Source organism: Gordonia sp. NPDC057258, from assembly GCF_042668985.1.
Taxonomy (GTDB): domain Bacteria; phylum Actinomycetota; class Actinomycetes; order Mycobacteriales; family Mycobacteriaceae; genus Gordonia; species Gordonia hongkongensis.
This window is the reverse complement of sequence record NZ_JBHUXZ010000019.1, coordinates 1-20,204: the sequence shown is the minus strand read 5'-3', so window position 1 is coordinate 20,204 and position 20,204 is coordinate 1. Positions and strand designations below refer to the sequence as shown.

Sequence of the window (20,204 nt, the reverse complement as noted above, 5' to 3'; positions counted from 1 at the left end):
GACGTCTCGGCCCCGATTTGTCCCCGATTCCCTGGGGATGCCGGCACGTTTCAGCCCGTAACTCGTGCAACGAACGCCGGCCCTGTGCGCCGGCACAGGAGAGTTCATGACGTCCACCACCGACGCCCCCGCCGCTTCCGGTCCGGGTGCACCGAACGACGCTGCCGCTGCAGAGCCGGTCGCCCCGAAGCCCGCGCGCCCGGCCCGCAAGGCCCGTCCGACCAAGCGCCGCGCCGAGGGTCAGTGGAAGCTCGGTTATCGCGAGCCGCTGAACCCCAACGAGCAGGTCAAGAAGGACGACAACCCGCTCAACGTGCGTGCGCGCATCGAGAACATCTATTCCAAGCAGGGTTTCGACTCGATCGACAAACAGGACCTGCGCGGCCGGATGCGCTGGTGGGGTCTCTACACCCAGCGCGCCGAGGGTTACGACGGCACCTGGACCGGCGACGAGAACATCGACATCCTCGAGGACAGCCACTTCATGATGCGGGTGCGCTGCGACGGCGGTGCGCTCAACGTCGAACAGCTGCGCACCCTCGGTGAGATCTCCACCGAGTTCGCCCGCGACACCGCCGACCTCTCCGACCGGGAGAACGTCCAGTACCACTGGATCCGCATCGAGGACGTCCCGACCATCTGGGAGCGCCTCGAGGGCGTGGGGCTGCAGACCACCGAGGCCTGCGGCGACTGCCCCCGCGTCGTGCTGGGTTCGCCGCTCGCCGGCGAGTCCCTCGACGAGGTCCTCGACCCCACCCCGGCCATCGACGAAATCGTCCGCCGCTACATCGGCGACCCGAAGTACTCGAACCTGCCGCGCAAGTTCAAGACCGCGATCTCGGGCCAGCAGGACGTGGTCCACGAGATCAACGACGTCGCGTTCGTCGGCGTCGTGCATCCCGAGCACGGCCCCGGACTGGACCTCTGGGTCGGCGGCGGATTGTCCACCAACCCGATGCTCGCCCAGCGCGTCGGCGCCTGGGTGCCGCTCGACGAGGTGCCCGACGTCTGGGAGGCCGTGGTCTCGATCTTCCGCGACTACGGGTACCGACGTCTGCGCGCCAAGGCGCGGCTGAAGTTCCTCATCAAGGACTGGGGCATCGAGAAGTTCCGCCAGGTGCTCGAGGACGAATACCTGGGGCGCAAGCTGATCGACGGCCCGGCGCCGGAAAAGCCGGAGCGTCCGATCGACCACATCGGTGTGCAGAAGCTGAGCAACGGACTCAACGCGATCGGCTTCTCCCCCATCGCCGGTCGCGTCTCGGGCACGATCCTGACCAAGACCGCCGACGCGGTCGCCGCGGCCGGTTCCGACCGTGTGCGCTTCACCCCGTACCAGAAGCTGATCGTCCTCGACGTCCCCGACGACAAGGTCGAGTGGCTGATCGACGAGCTCAAGCCGCTCGGCCTGCACGGCCGGCCCACGCGGTGGCGCCGGAACCTGCTGGCGTGCAGCGGCATCGAGTTCTGCAAGCTGTCGTTCACCGAGACCCGCAAGCGCTCGCAGGTCCTCGCCCCGGAACTGGACGAGCGGCTGTCCGACATCAACGCGAAGCTCGACGTGCCGATCACGGTGAACATCAACGGCTGCCCCAACTCCTGCGGACGGTCGCAGATCGCCGACATCGGCTTCAAGGGACAGCTCGTCGAGGACGCCGACGGCAACCAGACCGACGGCTTCCAGGTCCACCTCGGCGGCAGCCTGGGCCTGGACTCGGGTTTCGGTCGCAAGTTGCGCCAGCACAAGGTGCTGGGTACCGAACTGGGCGACTACATCGAGCGCGTGGTCCGCAACTTCGTCGACCAACGCGAAGAGGGTGAACGGTTCGCGCAGTGGGCCGTTCGTGCCGATGAGGAGGCGCTGCGATGACCATCGAGACCACCACCCGTACGGGCCGGCGCTTCAGCGAGGACCAGCTGCGGGACATCGCCGAGAAGGGTGCTGCGGACCTCGGTTCCGACGCCACCCCGGAGGAATTGATCCGCTGGACCGCGCAGACCTTCGGCACCAACTTCGTCGTCGCGTCGAACATGCAGGACGCGGCCCTGGTCGACCTCGCCGTGAAGAACATCGACCGTGAGTTGCTCGACGGCGACCCGGTCAAGGTGCTCTTCCTCGACACCGGATACCACTTCGCCGAGACCATCGGCACCCGCGACGCCGTCGAGCAGGTCTATAACCATTCTGCCCCTCGCTTCGCTCGACCGGGCGTGGAGATGGTGAACCTGACCCCCGAGCACAGCGTCGCCGAGCAGGACGAACTGTTGGGCCGCAACCTCTTCGCCCGCGACCCGGGCGAATGCTGCCGACTGCGGAAAGTCGTGCCGCTCAAGGCCGGGCTCGCCGGGTACGACGCGTGGATCACAGGCATCCGTCGTGTGGAGGCACCGACTCGGGCCAACGCCCCGCTCATCTCCTTCGACGAGGGCTTCGGACTGGTCAAGATCAATCCGATCGCGGCCTGGTCCGACGAGACGATGCAGGACTACATCGACACCAACGGCGTGCTGGTGAATCCGCTCGTCGACGAGGGATACCCCTCGATCGGGTGCGCACCGTGCACCGCCAAACCCGAACCCGGATCCGATCCGCGCAGCGGCCGCTGGGCCGGTCGCGCCAAGACAGAATGTGGGCTGCACGCATGACCGTGACCGAAACACCGTCCGTTCCGGCGACGCCCGGCGTGGCCGCTGCCCAGACGAGCGGCGCCGCCGCTGCCCAGACGAGCGGCGCCGCCGCGGAGGCCGACGAGTTCACCACACTCGACGCCCTGGAGTCCGAGGCGATCCACATCTTCCGCGAGGTCGCGGGAGAGTTCGAGCGGCCGGTGATCCTGTTCTCCGGCGGCAAGGACTCCACCGTGCTCCTGCACGTCGCGCTCAAGGCGTTCTGGCCTGCGCCCCTGCCCTTCTCGCTGCTGCACGTCGACACCGGGCACAACCTGCCCGAGGTCCTCGAGTTCCGTGACCAGGTCGTGGAACGGCACAACCTGCGCCTGCATGTGGCCAAGGTGGAGGACTACCTCGCCGACGGTCGGCTCACCGAGCGCCCCGACGGGGTCCGCAACCCGCTGCAGACCATCCCCCTGCTCGACGCGATCACCGAGAACCGTTTCGACGCGGTGTTCGGCGGCGGTCGCCGCGACGAGGAGCGGTCGCGCGCCAAGGAGCGGATCTTCTCGCTGCGCAACGCCTTCGGCCAGTGGGACCCGAAGCGACAGCGCCCCGAGCTGTGGAACCTCTACAACGGCCGCCACGCCCCGGGCGAGCACGTGCGGGTGTTCCCGCTGTCGAACTGGACCGAGCTCGACATCTGGCGCTACATCGCTCGCGAACAGGTGCTTCTCCCGTCGATCTACTACGCCCACGAGCGCGAGGTCTACCAGCGCGACGGCATGTGGATGACCTCGGGAGTCTGGGGCGGTCCCCGCGAAGGCGAAGAGGTGCAGCGACTCTCGGTGCGCTACCGCACCGTCGGCGACGGCTCCTCGACCGGCGCGGTCCTGTCCGACGCCACGGACAACGAGGCCGTGCTCGCCGAGGTCGCCGCGTCGCGGCTGACCGAGCGTGGCGCCACCCGTGGCGACGACCGGGTCTCCGAGGCCGCCATGGAAGACCGTAAGCGCGAAGGATATTTCTGATGAAGCACGCTCCTGATCTCCTCCGCATCGCGACCGCGGGCAGCGTCGACGACGGTAAGTCCACGCTGGTGGGCCGCCTGCTGTACGACACGAAATCCGTTCTGGCCGACCAGATCGACGCGGTCACGAAGGCGTCGGTGGACCGCGGTCTCGACACCCCGGACCTGTCGCTGCTCGTCGACGGGCTGCGGGCCGAGCGCGAACAGGGCATCACCATCGATGTCGCCTACCGCTACTTCGCCACTCCCGCGCGCTCGTTCGTGCTCGCCGACACCCCCGGGCACGTCCAGTACACCCGCAACACGGTGTCGGGTGCGTCGACTGCGCAGCTGGTGATCCTGCTCGTCGACGCCCGCACCGGCGTCGTCGCCCAGACCCGCCGCCACGCCGCGGTGATGGCCCTCCTCGGCGTGCCCCAGCTGGTGCTCGCGGTCAACAAGATCGACCTCGTCACCGATCAGGCGTCGGTGTTCGCCGAGATCTCCGCTGAATTCGCCGAACTCACCCGGTCGCTGGGCTGGTCCGACGAGCAGGTCACCGCGATCCCGGTGTCGGCGCTGCACGGCGACAACGTGGCCCACCGCTCGGAGACCACCGCCTTCTACGACGGGCCGACACTCATCGAGCATCTCGAGACCGTGCCCAATCTGGTGGAGCGCAACGACGTCGGCCTGCGGTTCCCGGTCCAGTACGTCATCCGTCCCCGCACGCCGGAACACCCCGACTACCGTGGTTACGCGGGTCAGATCGCCGCCGGCCGGGTCTCCGTCGGCGACGAGGTGGTCGTCCTGCCGTCGGGGCAGCGGACCACCGTCAGCCAGATCGACACCGCCGACGGCGAATTGCCCACCGCGCACACCGGACGCAGTGTCACGATCCTGCTGGCAGACGACGTCGACATCTCGCGCGGTGATCTCATCGCCGCCGCCGCTGACGCCCCGGAACCGTTGCAGCAGTTCAGCGCAACGGTCTGCTGGCTCGCCGAGAAACCGCTGCGCCCGGGCGCTCGCCTGCTCCTCAAGCACGGCACCAAGACCACCCAGGCGATCGTCGGTGCGCTCGACGCGCTGTTCGACGAGCAGAACCTCGCCCTGGTGGAGGCTCCGGAATCGGTGGAGCTCAACCAGATCGTGCGGATCTCGGTGCAGACCGCCGAGCCGATCCCGGCCGACGACTACCAGGTCAACCGGGAGTCGGGCAGCTTCCTGGTCATCGACCCGCAGGGCGGGAACACGCTGGCCGCGGGCCTCGTGGGCGACGCTTTGGCGCCGCTCCATCTCAAAGAGTTGGTGTGACACCGACTCTCGTCCTCGCCGCACACGGCAGTCGCGATCCGCGCTTCGGCGCGACCGCGCGCCGTGTGCGGAACGCCGTCGCGTCGAGCCTGCCCGGTGTCGAGGTGGTGCTTTCCTATCTCGACCTCGACGAGCCACTCGTGGGCGACGTCCTCGGACAGCTGGGCGGGTCGGATTCGCCGCACCACGGTCCCGTCGTCGTACCGATGCTGCTGTCGGCGGGGTACCACCACAAGATCGACCTACCGTCGATCATCGCGTCGCGACGTCCGACCGCCCGGCAGACCGACGTCATGGGGACCCGGTCGTTGGCCGGGGCACTGGCGGACCGTCTGATCGAGGCCGGCCTCGGCCCCCACGACGGTGTGATCCTGTCCGCGGTCGGTTCCTCCGACCCGGCTGCCGATCGTTCGGTGCGCCTACGGGCGATCGAACTCTCGACACGGCTCCACCGTCCGGTCGAGGTGGTCTTCGCGACCAAGCTGGGGCCGCACAACCGCGCCGTCGTCTCGGCGGTGCGCCGACTCCGCGCCGGCGGTGCCCGACGTATCGCGGTGAGTCCGTACTTCCTGTCGGCCGGACTGCTCACCGAGCGAGTCGAGTCGGCGCTCGACGCCCTGGTCGACGACACCCTCGTCGCCGGTCCCCTCGGCACCCATCCGGACGTCATCGAGGCGATCGGGTCGCTCTACCGCACGGCGGCGGATCAACGAGCTGTCCCCGCGGTCCGCTGACCTCGAACCTCTGCTCCCTGAGGTGCGAGGAGCGTTAGCGACGAGCCACGAAGGGCGGGCGAGGCACGTCACCATGCTCTTCGTGGCTCGCTTCGCTCGCACCTCAGGGAGCATGAGAAACAAGCCGCGAAGCGGATGACGCTCAGCCCGTGACAAGCCAGGCGATGATGACCAGGACCAGCAGCGCGAGCAGCGCGAAGGTGACCGGCGAACGCAGTATCTTCTTCACAATCCGGTCCCGTCGTCGTCGGCGAAGCGGCGTCGGTCGACCAGCGTGGCGGCGGCGTCGACCAGCAGACTGAGCGCGTAGGCGATGAGGATCGCCACCGGGATCACGACGGCGACGGTCACCAGCAACTGGGGCACGAAGGACAGGCCCGTGAGCCACTCCTCCACGCTGTCCCACCAGTCGAAGAACGCCGACACCTCATCACCCCGTCATCCGTGCATCCGTTCCCGCGGGGAGCCGTATACCCGTCCGCGGCATCTGCGTCGCTCCGAGTCCGTGATCACCGCCACTGTCTCGGTCACGGGAGCCGAGTGGCGTCGGCGAGAACCCGTCGCAATGATGGAACTCATGTCTGTCGCAGATGACTCCACCGTAACGTCCCTGCCGACCGTGCCGCCGCGGGCATCCGGGACCGCGGCCGACGCCGACGTCTCCCCGGCGGCTCCCCCGGCACCGTCGCACACGAGCGCCTTCCCGCCGATCGGCGACTACGCGTTCCTATCCGACACCGAGACCAACTGTCTCATCGCGCGCAACGGCTCCGTCGAGTGGATGTGCATCCCCCGGCCCGACTCCCCGAGCGTCTTCGGCGCCATCCTCGACCGTAGTGCCGGCCACTTCCGACTGGCGCCCTACGGCGTGAACGTCCCGGTGGATCGGCGCTACCTGCCCGGCAGCCTGATGGTCGAGACCACCTGGCAGACCGACACCGGTTGGATCATCGTCCGTGACGCACTGGTCATGGGTCCGTGGCACGACAACGAACGTCGTTCGAAGACGCACCGCCGGACGCCCACCGACTGGGACGCCGAACACATCCTGCTGCGCACCGTGCGCTGCGTGTCCGGCACCGTCGAACTGCACATGAGTTGCGAACCCGCCTTCGACTACCACCGCGGGACGACGAAGTGGGAGTACTCGGGCCCGGCCTACGGCGAGGCGATCGCGACCGCCAGGGACACCGATGCCGACACGCCCACCCTGAAACTCACCACGGACCTCCGGCTGGGTCTGGAGGGTCGCGAAGCGCGGGCGCGTACCCGGCTCGTCGAAGGCGACAACCGCTTCGTCGCACTCAGCTGGTCCCGGCAGCCGGCGCCGCAGAACTTCGAGGAAGCCGCCCAGAAGATGTGGGCGACAAGCGAGTCGTGGCGGCAATGGATCAACATCGGCAGCTTCCCCGATCATCCGTGGCGCTCACATCTGCAGCGTTCGGCCCTCACGCTGAAGGGACTCACCTACTCCCCGACCGGTGCGCTGCTCGCCGCCGCGACCACGTCGCTGCCGGAAACACCTCAGGGCGAACGCAACTGGGACTACCGCTATGCGTGGGTGCGTGACTCGACCTTCGCCCTGTGGGGTCTCTACACGCTCGGTCTCGACCGCGAGGCCGACGACTTCTTCTCCTTCATCGCCGATGTCTCGGGCATCACCAACGGTGAACGTCATCCGCTGCAGGTGATGTACGGCGTCGGCGGCGAACGCACCCTGGAAGAGGAAGAGCTGACCCATCTCTCGGGCTACGACGGCGCCCGGCCGGTCCGTATCGGCAACGGCGCGTACAACCAGGCACAGCACGACATCTGGGGCACGATGCTCGACTCGGTGTACCTCAACATCAAATCGCACGAAGCGGTGCCGGAGACGCTGTGGCCCGTGTTGAAGGCCCAGGTCGAAGAAGCGATCAAGCACTGGAAGGACCCCGACCGCGGCATCTGGGAGGTGCGTGGGGAGCCGCAGCATTTCACGTCGTCGAAGGTGATGTGCTGGGTTGCGCTCGACCGCGGGTCACGCCTCGCGACGATGCACGGCGAGCAGGCGCACGCGCGCGAATGGGCGGCGATCGCGGAGGAGATCAGGGCCGACGTCCTGGCGCACGGGGTCAACGAGCGCGGGGTGTTCACCCAGCGTTACGGCGACGACGCGCTCGATGCCTCGTTACTACTCGTCCCGCTGCTGCGATTCCTGCCGCCGGACGACCCCCGGGTGCGCGCAACGGTTCTCGCGATCGCCGACGAACTCACCGAGAACGAACTGGTGCTCCGCTACCGGGTCGAGGAGACCGACGACGGCCTCAGCGGCGAGGAGGGTACGTTCACCATCTGCTCGTTCTGGCTGGTGTCGGCCCTCGTCGAGATCGGCGAACTGCCACGGGCGAAGACGCTGTGTGAACGACTGCTGTCCTACTCGAGCCCGCTCAAGCTGTACGCCGAGGAGATCGACGCCAAGACCGGACAGCACCTCGGCAACTTCCCGCAGGCGTTCACCCACCTCGCCCTCATCAACGCGGTGATGCACGTGATCCGGGCCGAGGAGGCGGCCCATCAGGCCACGTTCCAGCCCGCGAATCACTGAGCGCGACGAGCCGAAACGCGCTCAGTCCAGCCGCCAGTCCTCGTAGGCGCGTGGGTCGTTGATCGGTTCGACATGCAGGGTCACGGTGAGATCGTCGACCGTGGCGCGGAGTTCGTCCTCGATCGTCTCGGCCAGGTCGTGCGCGCGCTGCACCGACCAGTCACCGGGGACGAGCACGTGCAACTGGACGAACCGTTCATGGCCGGCCTCCCGCGTGCGGACGTCGTGGAAGTCGATCCGGTCGGCGCGGTGACGCGCGAGGACGGCGTCGATCGCGGCGCGCAGGTCGTCGGGCAGCGCCGAGTCCATCAGTCCCGCACCGGATCGCCAGACCAGCCGTCCGCCCACGACGAGGATGTTGGCAGCCACCGCGATGGCGATCAGCGGGTCGAGCGGCAGCCAGCCGGTCGCGGCGACCAGGAACACACCGACCACGACGCCGGCCGTCGTCCACACGTCGGTCATGAGATGTTTGCCGTCGGCTTCGAGGGTCAGCGACCGATGACGTCGACCGGCGCGGATGAGCACCCAGCCGACGACCGCGTTGACCACCGTCGCGCCCACCGAGATCGCCAGTCCCATGCCGACTTCGTCCAGTTCCTCCGGGTGGAGCAGGCGGTCGACGGCCGTCGCGACGATGACGACCGCCGCGACGACGATCATCACCCCCTCGAACACCGCCGAGAGGTACTCCGCCTTGGTGTGCCCGAAGTTGTGGCTCCGGTCCGGCGGCTTCGCCGCCACCCGCAGCGCGACGAACGCTCCGATCGCAGCAACGAGGTTGACGGTGGACTCCAGCGCGTCGGAGAGCAGACCGACCGAGCCGGTGATCCGCCACGCGATCAGTTTGAGCCCGATCACGACGATCGCGGTCACGATGCTCAGCACCGCGAACGCCGAGAGGTCCCGGCGCGGGGTGCGCGTCGTCGTCATGACCGGAACCCGATCAGGCCGCGAGCCCCCGGCGCCGCAGCAGCGGTTCGATGCGCGGCCGGCGACCGATCAGGCCCTCATGTGCGACAAGCGGATCCACGCTGTCGCCGCGGGAGAGTGTGGCGTCGGCGAACCGGCGGCCGTTCTCGCGACGCAACCCGCCCTCGGCAAGGAACCATTGCTCGGTCTCCGCGTCGAGCACCTCCGACCAGATGTAGCTGTAGTAGCCGGCGGAGTAGCCGCCACCGAAGATGTGGTTGAAGTACGAGCTCCGGTAGCGCGGCGGGATCAGCTCGGTGTGCAGGCCCGCGTCGGTGAGCGCCTGCGCCTCGAAGGCCTCGACGTCGGCCACCGCCTCGGCCTCCGCCACCGACAACCGGTGCCAGGCCAGGTCCAGCGAGGATGCGGCGAGGTATTCGATGGTGCCGTGCGCGGACTCGGCTCCCGCCGACTCCCGCGCCGCATGGGCGAGCTCGGCCGGGATCGGCTCTCCGGTCTCGTGATGCCGGGCGTAGTTCGCCAGCACTTCCGGGTGCAGCGCCCACATCTCGTTCACCTGCGACGGGAACTCGACGAAGTCCCGCGGTACCGATGTCCCGGATTGCGACGGGTAGTCGACCGACGACAGCAACCCGTGCAGGGCGTGCCCGAACTCGTGGAAGAGCGTGGTGAGCTGATCCATCGTGAGCAGGCACGGTTGTCCGGCATCGGGTTTGGTCAGGTTCAACACGTTCACGATGATCGGCTGGGTGTGCAGGACCGACGACTGGTCGACGATGTTGTTCATCCACGCCCCGCCGCGTTTCGACGGCCGGGCGAAGAAGTCGCCGAGGAAGAGCCCGATACCGACGCCCGCGTCGTCGCGTACCTCCCAGGCGCGCACATCCGGGTGGTACAGCGGGAGATCGGTGATCTCCCGAAAGCTGAGGCCGTACAGCTTGTTCGCGGCGAAGAAGACGCCCCGGGTCAGCACCGCGTCCAGTTCGCAATAGTTCGCGAAGTCGTCGAGCGGCACCGCCGAGTGCGACCGCTTCTCCCGATCGAGCCAGAAGGTGAGATCGGCGGGGCCGATCGTCGCGTCACCCGCGAACTCGGTGAGCCGGGTGAGTTCGCGGCCACCGGCACGCATGGCCGAGGAGTTGAGCTCGCGCAGCATGTCGTCGACGGCACCCGGGTCCGGCGCCGTCTGCTCGGCGATCACGTACTCGGCGTGGTCCCGGTAGCCGAGCATCTCTGCTCGGCGTGCCCGCAGGCGGACGATCTCGAGGACCAGTTCCCGGGTGTCGTGTTCGTTGCCTCGGGCGCACCGCCCCACCGAAGCGTCGAACACCCGCCGGCGCACATCGGCATTCGTCACTTCGGTGAGCACCGACTGGCTCGTCGGGAGTTCGAGCGTGAGGAGGTATCCGCTGTCGTGCCCGGCCTCGGCGGCGGCGCGGCGGGCGGCGGCGATCTGTCCGGCCGACAGACCGTCGAGTTCGGCGGCATCGTCGACGAGCACCGCCGAGTCGTTGGTGTCGTCGAGGATCTTCTGGGAGAACGTCGTCGTGAGATAGGCCAGGCGAGAAGCGATCTCCCGCATCTCACCCTGTGCGTCGGGGTCGAGTCCGGCTCCGGCGCGGACCGATTCCCGGTACCGCTTGTCGAGCAACCGGCGCTGGGCTTCGGTGAGATGGAGTTCGTCGGCGCGCGAATGGAGGTCGGAGATCCGTTCGAAGAGAACCGGATTCATCGCGATCGTGTTCGCATGATCGGTCAGGAGCGTCGACAGCTCCTGGGAGATCTCGTTGCGTCTGGGGTTCGTGTCGGGCCCGACGAGGTTGAAGAAGATCCCCGACGCCCGGGCCAGGTCGCGCCCCGACAGCTCCAGGGCTTCGATCGTGTTGGCGAAGGTCGGTGCCGCGGGATCGGCCGCAATCGCCTCCACCTCGGCCACATGCGACGCCATGGCCTCGGTGAACGCCGGCAGGAAGTCATCGTCGGAGATCGATGCGAAGTCGGGGAGATCGTAGGGCAGGCCGCTTTGCGCCAGTACCGGATTGGTGCCCTGTGCTGCGGTCATCGTCTCCCCGCTCCCGGTCTGCCCGTCGCCCATCACTTCCCCTTCGGCTTGTCACCCACCGCGTCGGTGGAGAGCGCGGCCACGAAGGCCTCCTGCGGGACCTCGACGCGACCGATGGTCTTCATCCGCTTCTTGCCCTCCTTCTGCTTCTCGAGCAGTTTGCGCTTACGGCTGATGTCGCCGCCGTAGCACTTTGCCAGCACGTCTTTGCGGATGGCTCGGATGTTCTCGCGCGCAATGATCTTCGAGCCGACGGCGGCCTGCACTGGGACCTCGAACTGCTGACGCGGGATGAGCTCCTTGAGCTTGATCGCCATCCGGTTGCCGTAGGCATACGCGGCGTCCTTGTGGACGATTGCACTGAACGCGTCGACGGCCTCGCCCTGGAGCAGGATGTCGACCTTTACCAGGTCGGCTTCCTGCTCGCCCGCCTCCTCGTAGTCGAGGCTGGCGTAGCCGCGCGTCCGCGACTTCAAGGCGTCGAAGAAGTCGAAGATGATCTCGGCCATGGGCAGCGTGTACCGCAGTTCCACGCGCGTCTCCGACAGGTAGTCCATCCCGCCGAGCTCGCCTCGACGCGACTGGCACAGCTCCATGATGGCGCCGATGAACTCGCTCGGCGCGATGACCGTGGTCTTGACGATGGGTTCGTAGATGTGCCGGGTCTTGCCTTCCGGCCAGTCCGACGGGTTGGTCACCACATGTTCCGAACCGTCTTCCATCACCACCCGGTACACGACGTTGGGGGCGGTCGAGATCAGATCGAGGTTGAATTCGCGCTCGAGACGCTCGCGGGTGATCTCCATGTGCAGCAGGCCGAGGAAGCCGCAGCGGAACCCGAAGCCGAGCGCGACCGAGGTCTCCGGCTCGAAGGTCAGGGCGGCGTCGTTGAGTTGCAGCTTTTCGAGCGCCTCACGCAGGACCGGGTAGTCGGAGCCGTCGAGCGGGTACAGCCCCGAGTAGACCATCGGGCGCGGCTCGCGGTACCCCGTCAGCGCCTGCTCGGCACCCCGGCGGGCGGTGGTGACGGTGTCGCCGACCTTCGACTGGCGGACGTCTTTCACGCCGGTGATGAGGTAGCCGACCTCGCCGACACCCAGCCCCGTGGTCGGCTTCGGTTCCGGGGACACGATGCCCACCTCGAGCAGCTCGTGCGTCGTGCCGGTCGACATCATCAGGATCTTCTCCCGGGGCACGATCTTGCCGTCGACGACCCGGACGTAGGTGACCACGCCGCGGTAGGTGTCGTACACCGAGTCGAAGATCATCGCGCGCGCCGGGGCGTCGGAGTCGCCCACCGGGGCCGGCACCTTCCGGATGACCTCGTCGAGCAGCTCGGTGACCCCGACGCCGGTCTTGCCCGACACACGCAGCACGTCTTCCGGCTCGCAACCCACGATGTGCGCGAGTTCGGCAGCGTAGCGCTCGGGGTCGGCCGCGGGCAAGTCGATCTTGTTGAGCACCGGGATGATGGTGAGGTCGTTCTCCATCGCCAGATACAGGTTGGCGAGGGTCTGGGCCTCGATGCCCTGCGCGGCGTCGACGAGCAGGACAGCTCCCTCGCACGCTTCCAGAGCGCGGGACACCTCGTAGGTGAAGTCGACGTGCCCGGGGGTGTCGATGAGGTGCAGGACGTAGTCCTCGTCGCCCTCCGCCGACTTCACCGTCCAGGGCAGACGGACGTTCTGCGCCTTGATGGTGATGCCGCGCTCGCGCTCGATGTCCATTCGATCGAGGTACTGCGCCCGCATCTGCCGCTCTTCGACGACGCCGGTGAGCTGCAGCATCCGGTCTGCCAGCGTCGACTTGCCGTGGTCGATGTGGGCGATGATGCAGAAGTTCCGGATACGTGCCGGATCGGTGAAGGTGGTGTCGGCGAAGGTGGGAATGGAACTACTCCTCGAACGAGAACTTCGGTAGAGAACGGGTACGGATACGGGTTGTCCTCCAGTTTCTCATGAGCACCCCGCGTGGCGCGTCCGGCCACGTCGCACCCTTCGAGACGGCCCTCCGCAGGCTCCGGGCCTCCTCAGGGATCGGGGAGACGGCCCTCCGCAGGCTCCGGGCCTCCTCAGGGATCGGAGAAGTCCGCGAGCACCTCCGAAGGCGCTACGGTGGCAGCCGTGTCCGCGTCCACCGTCACCACCATCGAGTCCGACGACGTCGCCGCCGAGGTACACCGCCCGGGGATCCCGGCACGTGCCACGCTCGTCCTCGCCCACGGCGCAGGCGGCAACCGCGACGCCGTGATCCTGCGTGCCCTGGCCGAGGAACTGTGCGACCGCGGGTTCGTCGTCGCCCGGATCGACCTGCCGTATCGACGGCGCCGGCCCAAGGGCCCGCCCAGCCCGTCCACCGCCGCCGCCGACCGGGACGGCATCCGTGCCGCGTGCGCAACGCTGCGCGCCGAGTCCGACGGGCCGTTGATCGTCGGTGGCCACTCCTATGGCGGGCGACAGTCCTCGACGGCCGTCGCCGAGGACGGAACAACTCTGGCCGACGGCCTGCTGCTGACGTCGTATCCGCTGCATCCGCCGGGCAAGCCCGACCGGCTGCGCACCGAACACCTGCCGTCGATCACCGTCCCGACCCTCGTGGTCCACGGGAGCACCGACCCGTTCGGCACCACCGACGAGATGACCCGCGCGATCGGCCTCATCGATGCGCCGACACACATCGTCGAACTCGAGAAGGTCGGACACGACCTCAACCCGAAGAGGAAACCCACCGCAGCCCTCACCGCGGACGCGATCGAGGACTGCCTGCTACCCCACATCTCCGGAGAGGACTCCTGACGATGACCAGTCGCGACGCCCGGCCCGCACTTCGGCCGACAACCGATCTCGCCCGCACCATCAGCTATTCCCCCGACCTCGACGGCGACGCCGACCCCGGCGAGATCGTGTGGACCTGGGTCGCCTACGAGGACGACCCGAGCCAGGGAAAGGACCGGCCGGTCCTGGTCGTCGGCCGGGACGCCCGGGCCGACCGGTCCGACACCGTGCTCGGGCTCATGCTGTCGAGCAAGGACCACCGGGACGACGGCAACTGGCTTCCCGTCGGGTCGGGCGAGTGGGATTCCCAGGGCCGGCCGAGCTTCGTGCGCCTCGACCGTGTACTCGTCGTCGACGACGACGGCATCCGCCGGGAAGGCGCGATCCTCGACCGCACGACGTTCGACGCCGTCGCCCAGGAACTCCGCGGGCACTACGGCTGGCGGTGACCCGAAGGACGAAACCCTAGGCGAGCCGGGTGATCTCGACGATGACGTCGAGGTCGGTCGCGCCGCCGCCGGTGTAGATACCCTTCAGCGGCGACACATCGGCGTAGTCACGACCCACGCCCACCGACACATGCTGCTCGGTGATCGGGGTGTCGTTGGTCGGGTCGTAGCCCCACCAGCCGCCCGTCCACGCCTCGATCCAGGCGTGACTCTGACCCTGCACCGTCTTGTCGATCTCGGCGTCGGGTTCGGGATGGAGATACCCCGACACGTACCGGGCGGGAATGCCCAGCCCGCGGAGCATCAGCAGGGTGAGGTGCGCGTAGTCCTGACACACGCCCTTGCGGTCGGTCCACGCGTCGACCGCGGTGGTGTGCACGCCCGTCGTGCCGGGGACGTACTCCATCTCGGTGTGGATGAAGCGACACACCGCCTCGACCGCCTCCTCGGGGGTGAGCCCCTTGGTCACCTTCTTCGCGGTCGACAGCAGTGACCGGTTGCGGGCGACATACGGTGTGTAAGACAGCATCTCGTCATACCGGTCGATGACGTGATCGCTGTTCACGTCGTCCCACGAGACCTGATCCTCCTCGTCGGGGCGTTGTCCGGCCTCGGTTTCGACGACCGACAGCCCCGAGACCTCGAGTTCGTTGTGCGGCGCGTGCAGATCGAAGGCGGTGACCGCGGTACCCCAGTAGTCGGTGTACCGGTAGGACCTCGTCGCCGGGACCGTCTCGACCCGGTTGACGATCACGTTCTGGCGGGCGTCGCTGCGCGGGGTGAGCCGGGCCTCGTTGTACGACGAGGTGACCGGACTGTGGTAGGCGAAGCCCGTGGAATGGACAACACGCAGACGCCAGCTCACAGCTCACTCTCCTCGATGACATGCCCGTCGCTGACGCGGGCGTCGGCCCACGAGACATAGGGCGACACATGGAAATACTGCTTCGTGACCGCCTCGTTGACCGCGCGGCAGGTGTCCTGCAGGTCGACGAGCCGGTCCTGCAGATCGTCGAGCAACTTCCCGGGCTCGAGGAACTCGAGCGAACTGCGCGCGCGGCCCAGCAGCAACTGCGCCTCGGCCTGGGCCCCGACCCGGCTCGGCCCACTCTCGAGCTGGCCCAGATTGCGCTCGGCGACGCTGAGGGCGTGGAAGATGGACCGTGGGAACAGCCGGTCGAGAAGCATGAACTCGACGATGTTCTCCGCGTCCAACACACCGCGGTAGGTCCGCAGGAAGGTGTCGTGCCCGCCGGCGGACACGAGGACGTTCACCCAGGCCGGCGACGTCGTCCGATCTCCGGCGCGGGACAGCAACATCCGGATGGTCATGTCGACCCGCTCCACCGACCGACCCAGCAGCAGATACCGGTAGCCGTCGTCGTGGCTGAGGGTGGCGTCGGCGAGGCCAGCGAACATCGCCGCCCGGTTCTTCACGTACGACAGGAACTCGTGGGGACCGAGGCGACGCGAGCGCCGTTCGGCGCCGTCGAGTCCGTTGTAGGTGGTGTTGAGACATTCCCACAACTCGCTGGACGTGACTTCGCGTGCGCCACGTGCGTTTTCCCGCGCCGCCCGGATCAGGTCGACGATCGACCCCACCGCGTCGGCGTCGTAGGCGACGCGTTCGGTCAACGACCAGACGTCGAGCTCGTCGTCGTCCTCCGGCGCGGTGAGCCCGAGCACCTGGATGATCAGGCGTGCCTGCCGGTCGACGTCGACCGTGGTGTCCTCGAGGATCTGGTGGATCGCGACATCGAGGATGCGCGCCATGTCGTCGGCGCGCTCGACGTATCTGCCGATCCAGTAGAGCGATTCGGCGTTCCGCGCCAGCATCATCGGACGTCACCGCCCTGCTGCTGTGTCATGTCGCCGGACGTGGCCGTCGGATTCGGTTGCGGCGTCATGCCACCCATCTGCTGCGTCCCACCCAACTGCTGCATCATGGAGCCCATCTGCTGCATCATCGAACCCTGCTGTTGCTGTTGAGTCTGCGTGTGCACCGGGTCGGGGGCGCTCTCCGCCGGCCGGGCGGCGGCGACACCGCTCGTCGTCACGACCTTCGCGCCCGACAACTCCCGGTCCCCCTCGGAGGTGCGCGAGGCCAGCACCCAGGTGTCCTTGGAACCGCCGCCCTGGCTCGAGTTGACGACGAGCGATCCCTCCGGCAGCGCCACCCGCGTCAGGCCACCGGGCAGGACCCACACGGATTCACCGTCGTTGACCGCGAACGGACGCAGGTCGACGTGGCGTGGTCGGATGGCGTCACCGATCTTCGTCGGTACCGTCGACAGCTGCACGACCGGTTGCGCGATCCACCCGCGCGGATCGTTGCGGACCTTGCGTGCCAGTGCGTCCAATTCGGCGCCGGTCGCGTCGGGGCCGAAGACGATGCCGTAACCGCCCGATCCCTCAACGGGTTTCACGACGAGTTCGTCGATGCGGTCGAGCACCTCCTCGCACTCGTCGGGCAGCCAGCAGCGCAGGGTGTCGACGTTCTGGAGACTCGGCTTCTCGCCGAGGTAGTACTGGATGATCTCCGGCACGTAGGTGTAGATCAGCTTGTCGTCGCCGACGCCGTTGCCGACCGCACTGGAGATCACCACGTTGCCCGCGCGTGCGGCGTTCAGCAGCCCCGCCACGCCGAGCATCGAATCCGGCCGGAACTGCATGGGATCCAGGAAGTCGTCGTCGATGCGGCGGTAGATGACGTCGACCCGCTGCTCCCCCTCGGTCGTGCGCATGTACACGACGTTGTCGCGGCAGAACAGGTCACGGCCCTCGACCAGCTCGACGCCCATCAGGCGCGCGAGGAGCGAGTGCTCGAAGTAGGCCGAGTTGGCCACGCCCGGGGTGAGCACGACGATGTTGGGGTCGGCCTCGTTGAACGCCGCCGACGCGCGCAGCGCACGCAGGAGGTGGCTCGGATAGTCGGCGACCGCACGCACCTTGTGTTTGGAGAAGAGATCCGGGAAGACGCGGGCCATCGCGCGCCGGTTTTCGAGCACATAGGAGACGCCCGACGGCGACCGCAGATTGTCCTCGAGGACCCGGAAGTCGCCGTTCTCGTCGCGGATCAGGTCGATACCCGCGACGTGGATGCGAACACCGTTGGGCGGCCGAATGTTTGCCGCCTGTCGATGAAAGTGCTCACAGGAGTGGACGAGTCGCTTGGGCAACACCCCGTCGCGCAGGATCTCCTGCTCGCCGTAGATGTCGTCGAGGAAGAGTTCCAGCGCCTGTACGCGCTGGGTGATACCCGCCTCGAGCTTGTTCCACTCCGCGGCCGAGATCACCCGTGGCACAACATCCAACGGGAAGGGGCGTTCCTTGCCGGACAGCGAGAACGTCACACCCTGGTCGAGATAGGCACGCCCGAGGGCCTCCACACGGGCCTCCACGAGGTCGGACTGATCCTCGTCGGCCATGGCCTTGTAGATACCGCGATACGGTGTCCGCACCTCGCCGACGGCATCGAACATCTCGTCATATGCCTTGCCGTACGGGCCTTTTGCGTACCCGCCGAAGTTGCCGGTGAAGTTCTCCCCGGTGGTTGCGTCGCCCGCGCCCTTCGCCGACCGGCTGCCGGAACCGGAACCCTTGGTCGAACCGGACTTGGCGGAGGCCGTCCGTCCCGACGAGGTGGACGACGCCGCTTTCGCGGCTGCGGACTTACGCGCCGCCTTCTTGGCTGGCGCACTTGTCGATGCGGGGGTCATAAACTGCCATGGTGCTACAGAATGCCGAAATCGGCAGGACGTCGACCGGCCGTGTCATCGACGAAGCCGCACCGCCGTTCCGGGGCCGCCGATCAGGATGATCGGCGCGCGGCGATCACCCGCCGCTTGACCCGGCGCACCACATTCGCCGCCCGCGTCCGCGCACGGGGCCCGACCTTGGGCAAGGGCGCCGCGAGCACCATCGCCGCGATCGTGTCGAGCGCGACGTCGAGCACCTCGCCGTCCGACGGCGGCGGTACGTCGCCGGCGTCGTGTTCGGGCGACACCACCAGATCGTCGAGGTCACCGACGACGTCGTAGCCGGCGTCGCGGACCGCCGCGACCATCCGCCGGGACTCCCCCGCCGCCCACTCCCGGCTCTTGTCCGAGAGTCCCTGCGGTGGGCCGGACGGTGCCTCGAACAGGATCTCCCCGATCACCTGCCCCTTGATGATCCGCTCGTATCGGCGCCACTCGATGACGTCCGGCTGCAGGCGGCGGTTGAGGCCGCGCAGGAACTCGGCCTGCGGCGCGGACAGCGAACTGTTCAGGCTGGGGACCGGGATCCGCAGCGGGACCGGATCGATGTTCATCACGCGCAGGAACCGATCCCAGAGCGTGTCGCCCGACGCCGCCCCGCGGGGCGGCACCGTGACGATGTGGACACGCTCGGGTCCGACGACACGCGACCAGCGTTCCAGGATGCCGACGTAGTCCTGGAACTCCCAGAACGGCTCCTCGTCGACCTCGTCGGCCGGGGCATCGTCAGCGGGGGTGCTGACGACGACGGGACCGCCGGTCCGGCGCCCCTCGGAAGCGAAGGCCACCGAATCCACGAACTCGTCGAACGACGCCCGGCGCTGGTTCTTCACGTTCTCCTGCCACACGGACGGGAGCTGGCGGCCGAGGTCGCGGACGGTCGCGATCACGTGCACCTCGTCGGCGAAGGACAGGTCGGCCATCAGCCGCTCGATCTGGTCGACGGTCGCGGTGCTGTACAGCTCGTGCGACAGCAACGAGATCTGCGGCCAGGCCCGGATCTGACCGAGGAGCGTCGGCCAGGTGCCGGCGAAGGCGGGATCGACCCAGTCGAGGTATCGCTCCGGCTGCAGATGCACCGCGGCATGGAAGTGATCGGAGATCACGTTGCCCGGGTACAGCAGCCCGGAGGACTGCAACGCCAGGTCGCGGTTTCGCCAGAGGCGATCCTGAAGGTGTGTGGTCCCGGTCTTGGGAAGGCCGATGTGTACGTAAACGACGGACATGATGGGTCCACCGTAGACATAAGTTCACGATGATTCTTATTGGCCGACGCGGCGGCCCGTCGTTCGCGACGCACGGATTTTGGCGGGCTGACCCCGGCTGGTAATGTTGTGCGCTGTTGCGGTGACGCCGTGGAGATGCTTCACGTGCCGACACCGCCCGGTGCGAGTTCAGCCCCCAGGGCCGACCGCCCGACCCGAACAGACAGACATATCCACCAGCAACGACAGAGGTAACACGCGTGGCAAACATCAAGTCTCAGATCAAGCGCAATCGCACCAACGAAGCGAACCGCCAGCGCAACCAGTCGGTGAAGTCGGCCCTTCGTACCGCGATCCGCAGCTTCCGTGAGGCTGTCGAGTCCGGCGACAAGGCGAAGGCCGCCGAGCTCGGCCAGACCGCCAGCCGCAAGCTCGACAAGGCTGCCAGCAAGGGCGTCATCCACGCCAACCAGGCCGCCAACAAGAAGTCGGCCATCGCCCTCGCGGTCAACAAGCTCTGATCTGACGCCGACCCCGGGTCGGTCCGACGGTTGATCCGTCGCCACCTCTCCATACCTCGATCACCCCGGCAGCATCCACGCGGTTGCCGGGGTGATTGTCGTTTCTGTCTGGCGCCCTACCGCTGGTTGAGCCGGCCCCGAGCGGAGCCGCCCCCACCGCTGGTTTCAGTGTCAGGGTTGTCTAGCCACTTCGGTGGTGGTTGGGTTCTGACCATCAGGCATCTGGCTCTACCGCTGGTTACCGCCCC

Annotated in this window: 17 protein-coding genes; 9 read left to right on the top strand and 8 right to left on the bottom strand. The window is 67.8% G+C overall.

The features are described 5' to 3' along the window. Window positions 1-106 precede the first annotated feature (106 nt). The 5 genes from ACFUEJ_RS14620 to ACFUEJ_RS14600 are packed head-to-tail and all read left to right on the top strand — an operon-like array spanning window position 107 to window position 5,670. Window positions 107-1,870 (top strand): nitrite/sulfite reductase, encoded by a 1,764-nt coding sequence (locus ACFUEJ_RS14620; protein WP_211540193.1) that lies wholly within the window; start codon window positions 107-109, stop codon window positions 1,868-1,870. Beyond that, on the top strand, window positions 1,867-2,646 hold the full coding sequence (locus tag ACFUEJ_RS14615) for a phosphoadenylyl-sulfate reductase (RefSeq protein ID WP_055475483.1): 780 nt from the start codon (window positions 1,867-1,869) through the stop codon (window positions 2,644-2,646). Before ACFUEJ_RS14620 ends, ACFUEJ_RS14615 begins: the two co-directional genes overlap by 4 nt. Further along, a complete protein-coding gene (gene cysD, locus ACFUEJ_RS14610) occupies window positions 2,628-3,641 on the top strand; it encodes a sulfate adenylyltransferase subunit CysD (protein ID WP_211540191.1) in 1,014 nt (337 codons plus the stop codon). Before ACFUEJ_RS14615 ends, cysD begins: the two co-directional genes overlap by 19 nt. Further along, window positions 3,641-4,936 (top strand): sulfate adenylyltransferase subunit 1, encoded by a 1,296-nt coding sequence (locus tag ACFUEJ_RS14605; RefSeq protein WP_078112901.1) that lies wholly within the window; start codon window positions 3,641-3,643, stop codon window positions 4,934-4,936. The genes cysD and ACFUEJ_RS14605 overlap by 1 nt, the downstream gene beginning before the upstream one ends. Next, window positions 4,933-5,670: a sirohydrochlorin chelatase gene (locus ACFUEJ_RS14600; protein ID WP_388030161.1), complete on the top strand. Its 738-nt coding sequence runs from the start codon at window positions 4,933-4,935 to the stop codon at window positions 5,668-5,670. Before ACFUEJ_RS14605 ends, ACFUEJ_RS14600 begins: the two co-directional genes overlap by 4 nt. A 225-nt stretch (window positions 5,671-5,895) precedes the next feature. On the opposite strand, the gene ACFUEJ_RS14595 is transcribed toward ACFUEJ_RS14600, so the two are convergent. Then, a complete protein-coding gene (locus ACFUEJ_RS14595; protein WP_211540185.1) occupies window positions 5,896-6,096 on the bottom strand; it encodes a hypothetical protein in 201 nt (66 codons plus the stop codon). A 151-nt stretch (window positions 6,097-6,247) separates the two neighbouring features. Between ACFUEJ_RS14595 and ACFUEJ_RS14590 the strand changes: the two genes are divergently transcribed. After that, window positions 6,248-8,254: a glycoside hydrolase family 15 protein gene (locus ACFUEJ_RS14590; RefSeq protein ID WP_388030158.1), complete on the top strand. Its 2,007-nt coding sequence runs from the start codon at window positions 6,248-6,250 to the stop codon at window positions 8,252-8,254. Between the two features lie 21 nt (window positions 8,255-8,275). On the opposite strand, the gene ACFUEJ_RS14585 is transcribed toward ACFUEJ_RS14590, so the two are convergent. The 3 genes from ACFUEJ_RS14585 to lepA are packed head-to-tail and all read right to left on the bottom strand — an operon-like array spanning window position 8,276 to window position 13,138. Then, the gene (locus tag ACFUEJ_RS14585; protein WP_388030155.1) at window positions 8,276-9,187 is read right to left on the bottom strand and encodes a cation diffusion facilitator family transporter; all 912 of its coding nucleotides are present in this window, start codon (window positions 9,185-9,187) and stop codon (window positions 8,276-8,278) included. Window positions 9,188-9,200: 13 nt separating this feature from the next. Then, on the bottom strand, window positions 9,201-11,249 hold the full coding sequence (locus ACFUEJ_RS14580; protein WP_058252187.1) for a M3 family metallopeptidase: 2,049 nt from the start codon (window positions 11,247-11,249) through the stop codon (window positions 9,201-9,203). A gap of 32 nt (window positions 11,250-11,281) precedes the next feature. Continuing rightward, window positions 11,282-13,138 carry a translation elongation factor 4 gene (lepA, locus tag ACFUEJ_RS14575; protein ID WP_078112904.1) on the bottom strand — a complete coding sequence of 619 codons (1,857 nt, stop codon included), beginning with the start codon at window positions 13,136-13,138 and terminating at the stop codon, window positions 11,282-11,284. A gap of 225 nt (window positions 13,139-13,363) precedes the next feature. On the opposite strand from lepA, the gene ACFUEJ_RS14570 reads away from it, so the two are divergent. Next, a complete protein-coding gene (locus ACFUEJ_RS14570) occupies window positions 13,364-14,044 on the top strand; it encodes an alpha/beta fold hydrolase (RefSeq protein ID WP_058252093.1) in 681 nt (226 codons plus the stop codon). 2 nt (window positions 14,045-14,046) lie between these two features. After that, the gene (locus ACFUEJ_RS14565; protein WP_058252094.1) at window positions 14,047-14,472 is read left to right on the top strand and encodes a type II toxin-antitoxin system PemK/MazF family toxin; all 426 of its coding nucleotides are present in this window, start codon (window positions 14,047-14,049) and stop codon (window positions 14,470-14,472) included. 16 nt (window positions 14,473-14,488) lie between these two features. Here the strand turns inward: ACFUEJ_RS14565 and ACFUEJ_RS14560 are convergent, their stop codons facing one another. The 4 genes from ACFUEJ_RS14560 to ACFUEJ_RS14545 form a co-directional block, all read right to left on the bottom strand. After that, the gene (locus ACFUEJ_RS14560; protein ID WP_058252095.1) at window positions 14,489-15,337 is read right to left on the bottom strand and encodes a transglutaminase family protein; all 849 of its coding nucleotides are present in this window, start codon (window positions 15,335-15,337) and stop codon (window positions 14,489-14,491) included. Further along, window positions 15,334-16,311, bottom strand: a complete 978-nt coding sequence (locus ACFUEJ_RS14555) for an alpha-E domain-containing protein (protein WP_058252096.1) — start codon at window positions 16,309-16,311, stop codon at window positions 15,334-15,336. Before ACFUEJ_RS14555 ends, ACFUEJ_RS14560 begins: the two co-directional genes overlap by 4 nt. Further along, window positions 16,308-18,191 carry a circularly permuted type 2 ATP-grasp protein gene (locus ACFUEJ_RS14550; protein WP_058252097.1) on the bottom strand — a complete coding sequence of 628 codons (1,884 nt, stop codon included), beginning with the start codon at window positions 18,189-18,191 and terminating at the stop codon, window positions 16,308-16,310. The genes ACFUEJ_RS14555 and ACFUEJ_RS14550 overlap by 4 nt, the downstream gene beginning before the upstream one ends. A gap of 92 nt (window positions 18,192-18,283) precedes the next feature. Beyond that, window positions 18,284-19,456, bottom strand: coding sequence for a hypothetical protein (locus tag ACFUEJ_RS14545; RefSeq protein ID WP_058252098.1), 1,173 nt, complete (start codon window positions 19,454-19,456; stop codon window positions 18,284-18,286). A 239-nt stretch (window positions 19,457-19,695) separates the two neighbouring features. Here ACFUEJ_RS14545 and rpsT point away from each other — a divergent pair, with 239 nt between their 5' ends. Beyond that, complete coding sequence (gene rpsT / locus ACFUEJ_RS14540; protein WP_004023072.1) at window positions 19,696-19,956, top strand: 30S ribosomal protein S20; 261 nt, start codon at window positions 19,696-19,698, stop codon at window positions 19,954-19,956. Window positions 19,957-20,204 lie beyond the last annotated feature (248 nt).

Coding starts and splice junctions, on each gene's coding strand:
- ACFUEJ_RS14620 (WP_211540193.1), top strand. CDS start 107: ATGACGTCCACCACCGACGCCCCCGCCGCTTCCGGTCCGGGTGCACCG.
- ACFUEJ_RS14615 (WP_055475483.1), top strand. CDS start 1,867: ATGACCATCGAGACCACCACCCGTACGGGCCGGCGCTTCAGCGAGGAC.
- cysD (WP_211540191.1), top strand. CDS start 2,628: ATGTGGGCTGCACGCATGACCGTGACCGAAACACCGTCCGTTCCGGCG.
- ACFUEJ_RS14605 (WP_078112901.1), top strand. CDS start 3,641: ATGAAGCACGCTCCTGATCTCCTCCGCATCGCGACCGCGGGCAGCGTC.
- ACFUEJ_RS14590 (WP_388030158.1), top strand. CDS start 6,248: ATGTCTGTCGCAGATGACTCCACCGTAACGTCCCTGCCGACCGTGCCG.
- ACFUEJ_RS14585 (WP_388030155.1), bottom strand. CDS start 9,187: ATGACGACGACGCGCACCCCGCGCCGGGACCTCTCGGCGTTCGCGGTG.
- ACFUEJ_RS14580 (WP_058252187.1), bottom strand. CDS start 11,249: ATGACCGCAGCACAGGGCACCAATCCGGTACTGGCGCAAAGCGGCCTG.
- ACFUEJ_RS14565 (WP_058252094.1), top strand. CDS start 14,047: ATGACCAGTCGCGACGCCCGGCCCGCACTTCGGCCGACAACCGATCTC.
- ACFUEJ_RS14555 (WP_058252096.1), bottom strand. CDS start 16,311: ATGATGCTGGCGCGGAACGCCGAATCGCTCTACTGGATCGGCAGATAC.
- ACFUEJ_RS14550 (WP_058252097.1), bottom strand. CDS start 18,191: ATGACCCCCGCATCGACAAGTGCGCCAGCCAAGAAGGCGGCGCGTAAG.
- ACFUEJ_RS14545 (WP_058252098.1), bottom strand. CDS start 19,456: ATGTCCGTCGTTTACGTACACATCGGCCTTCCCAAGACCGGGACCACA.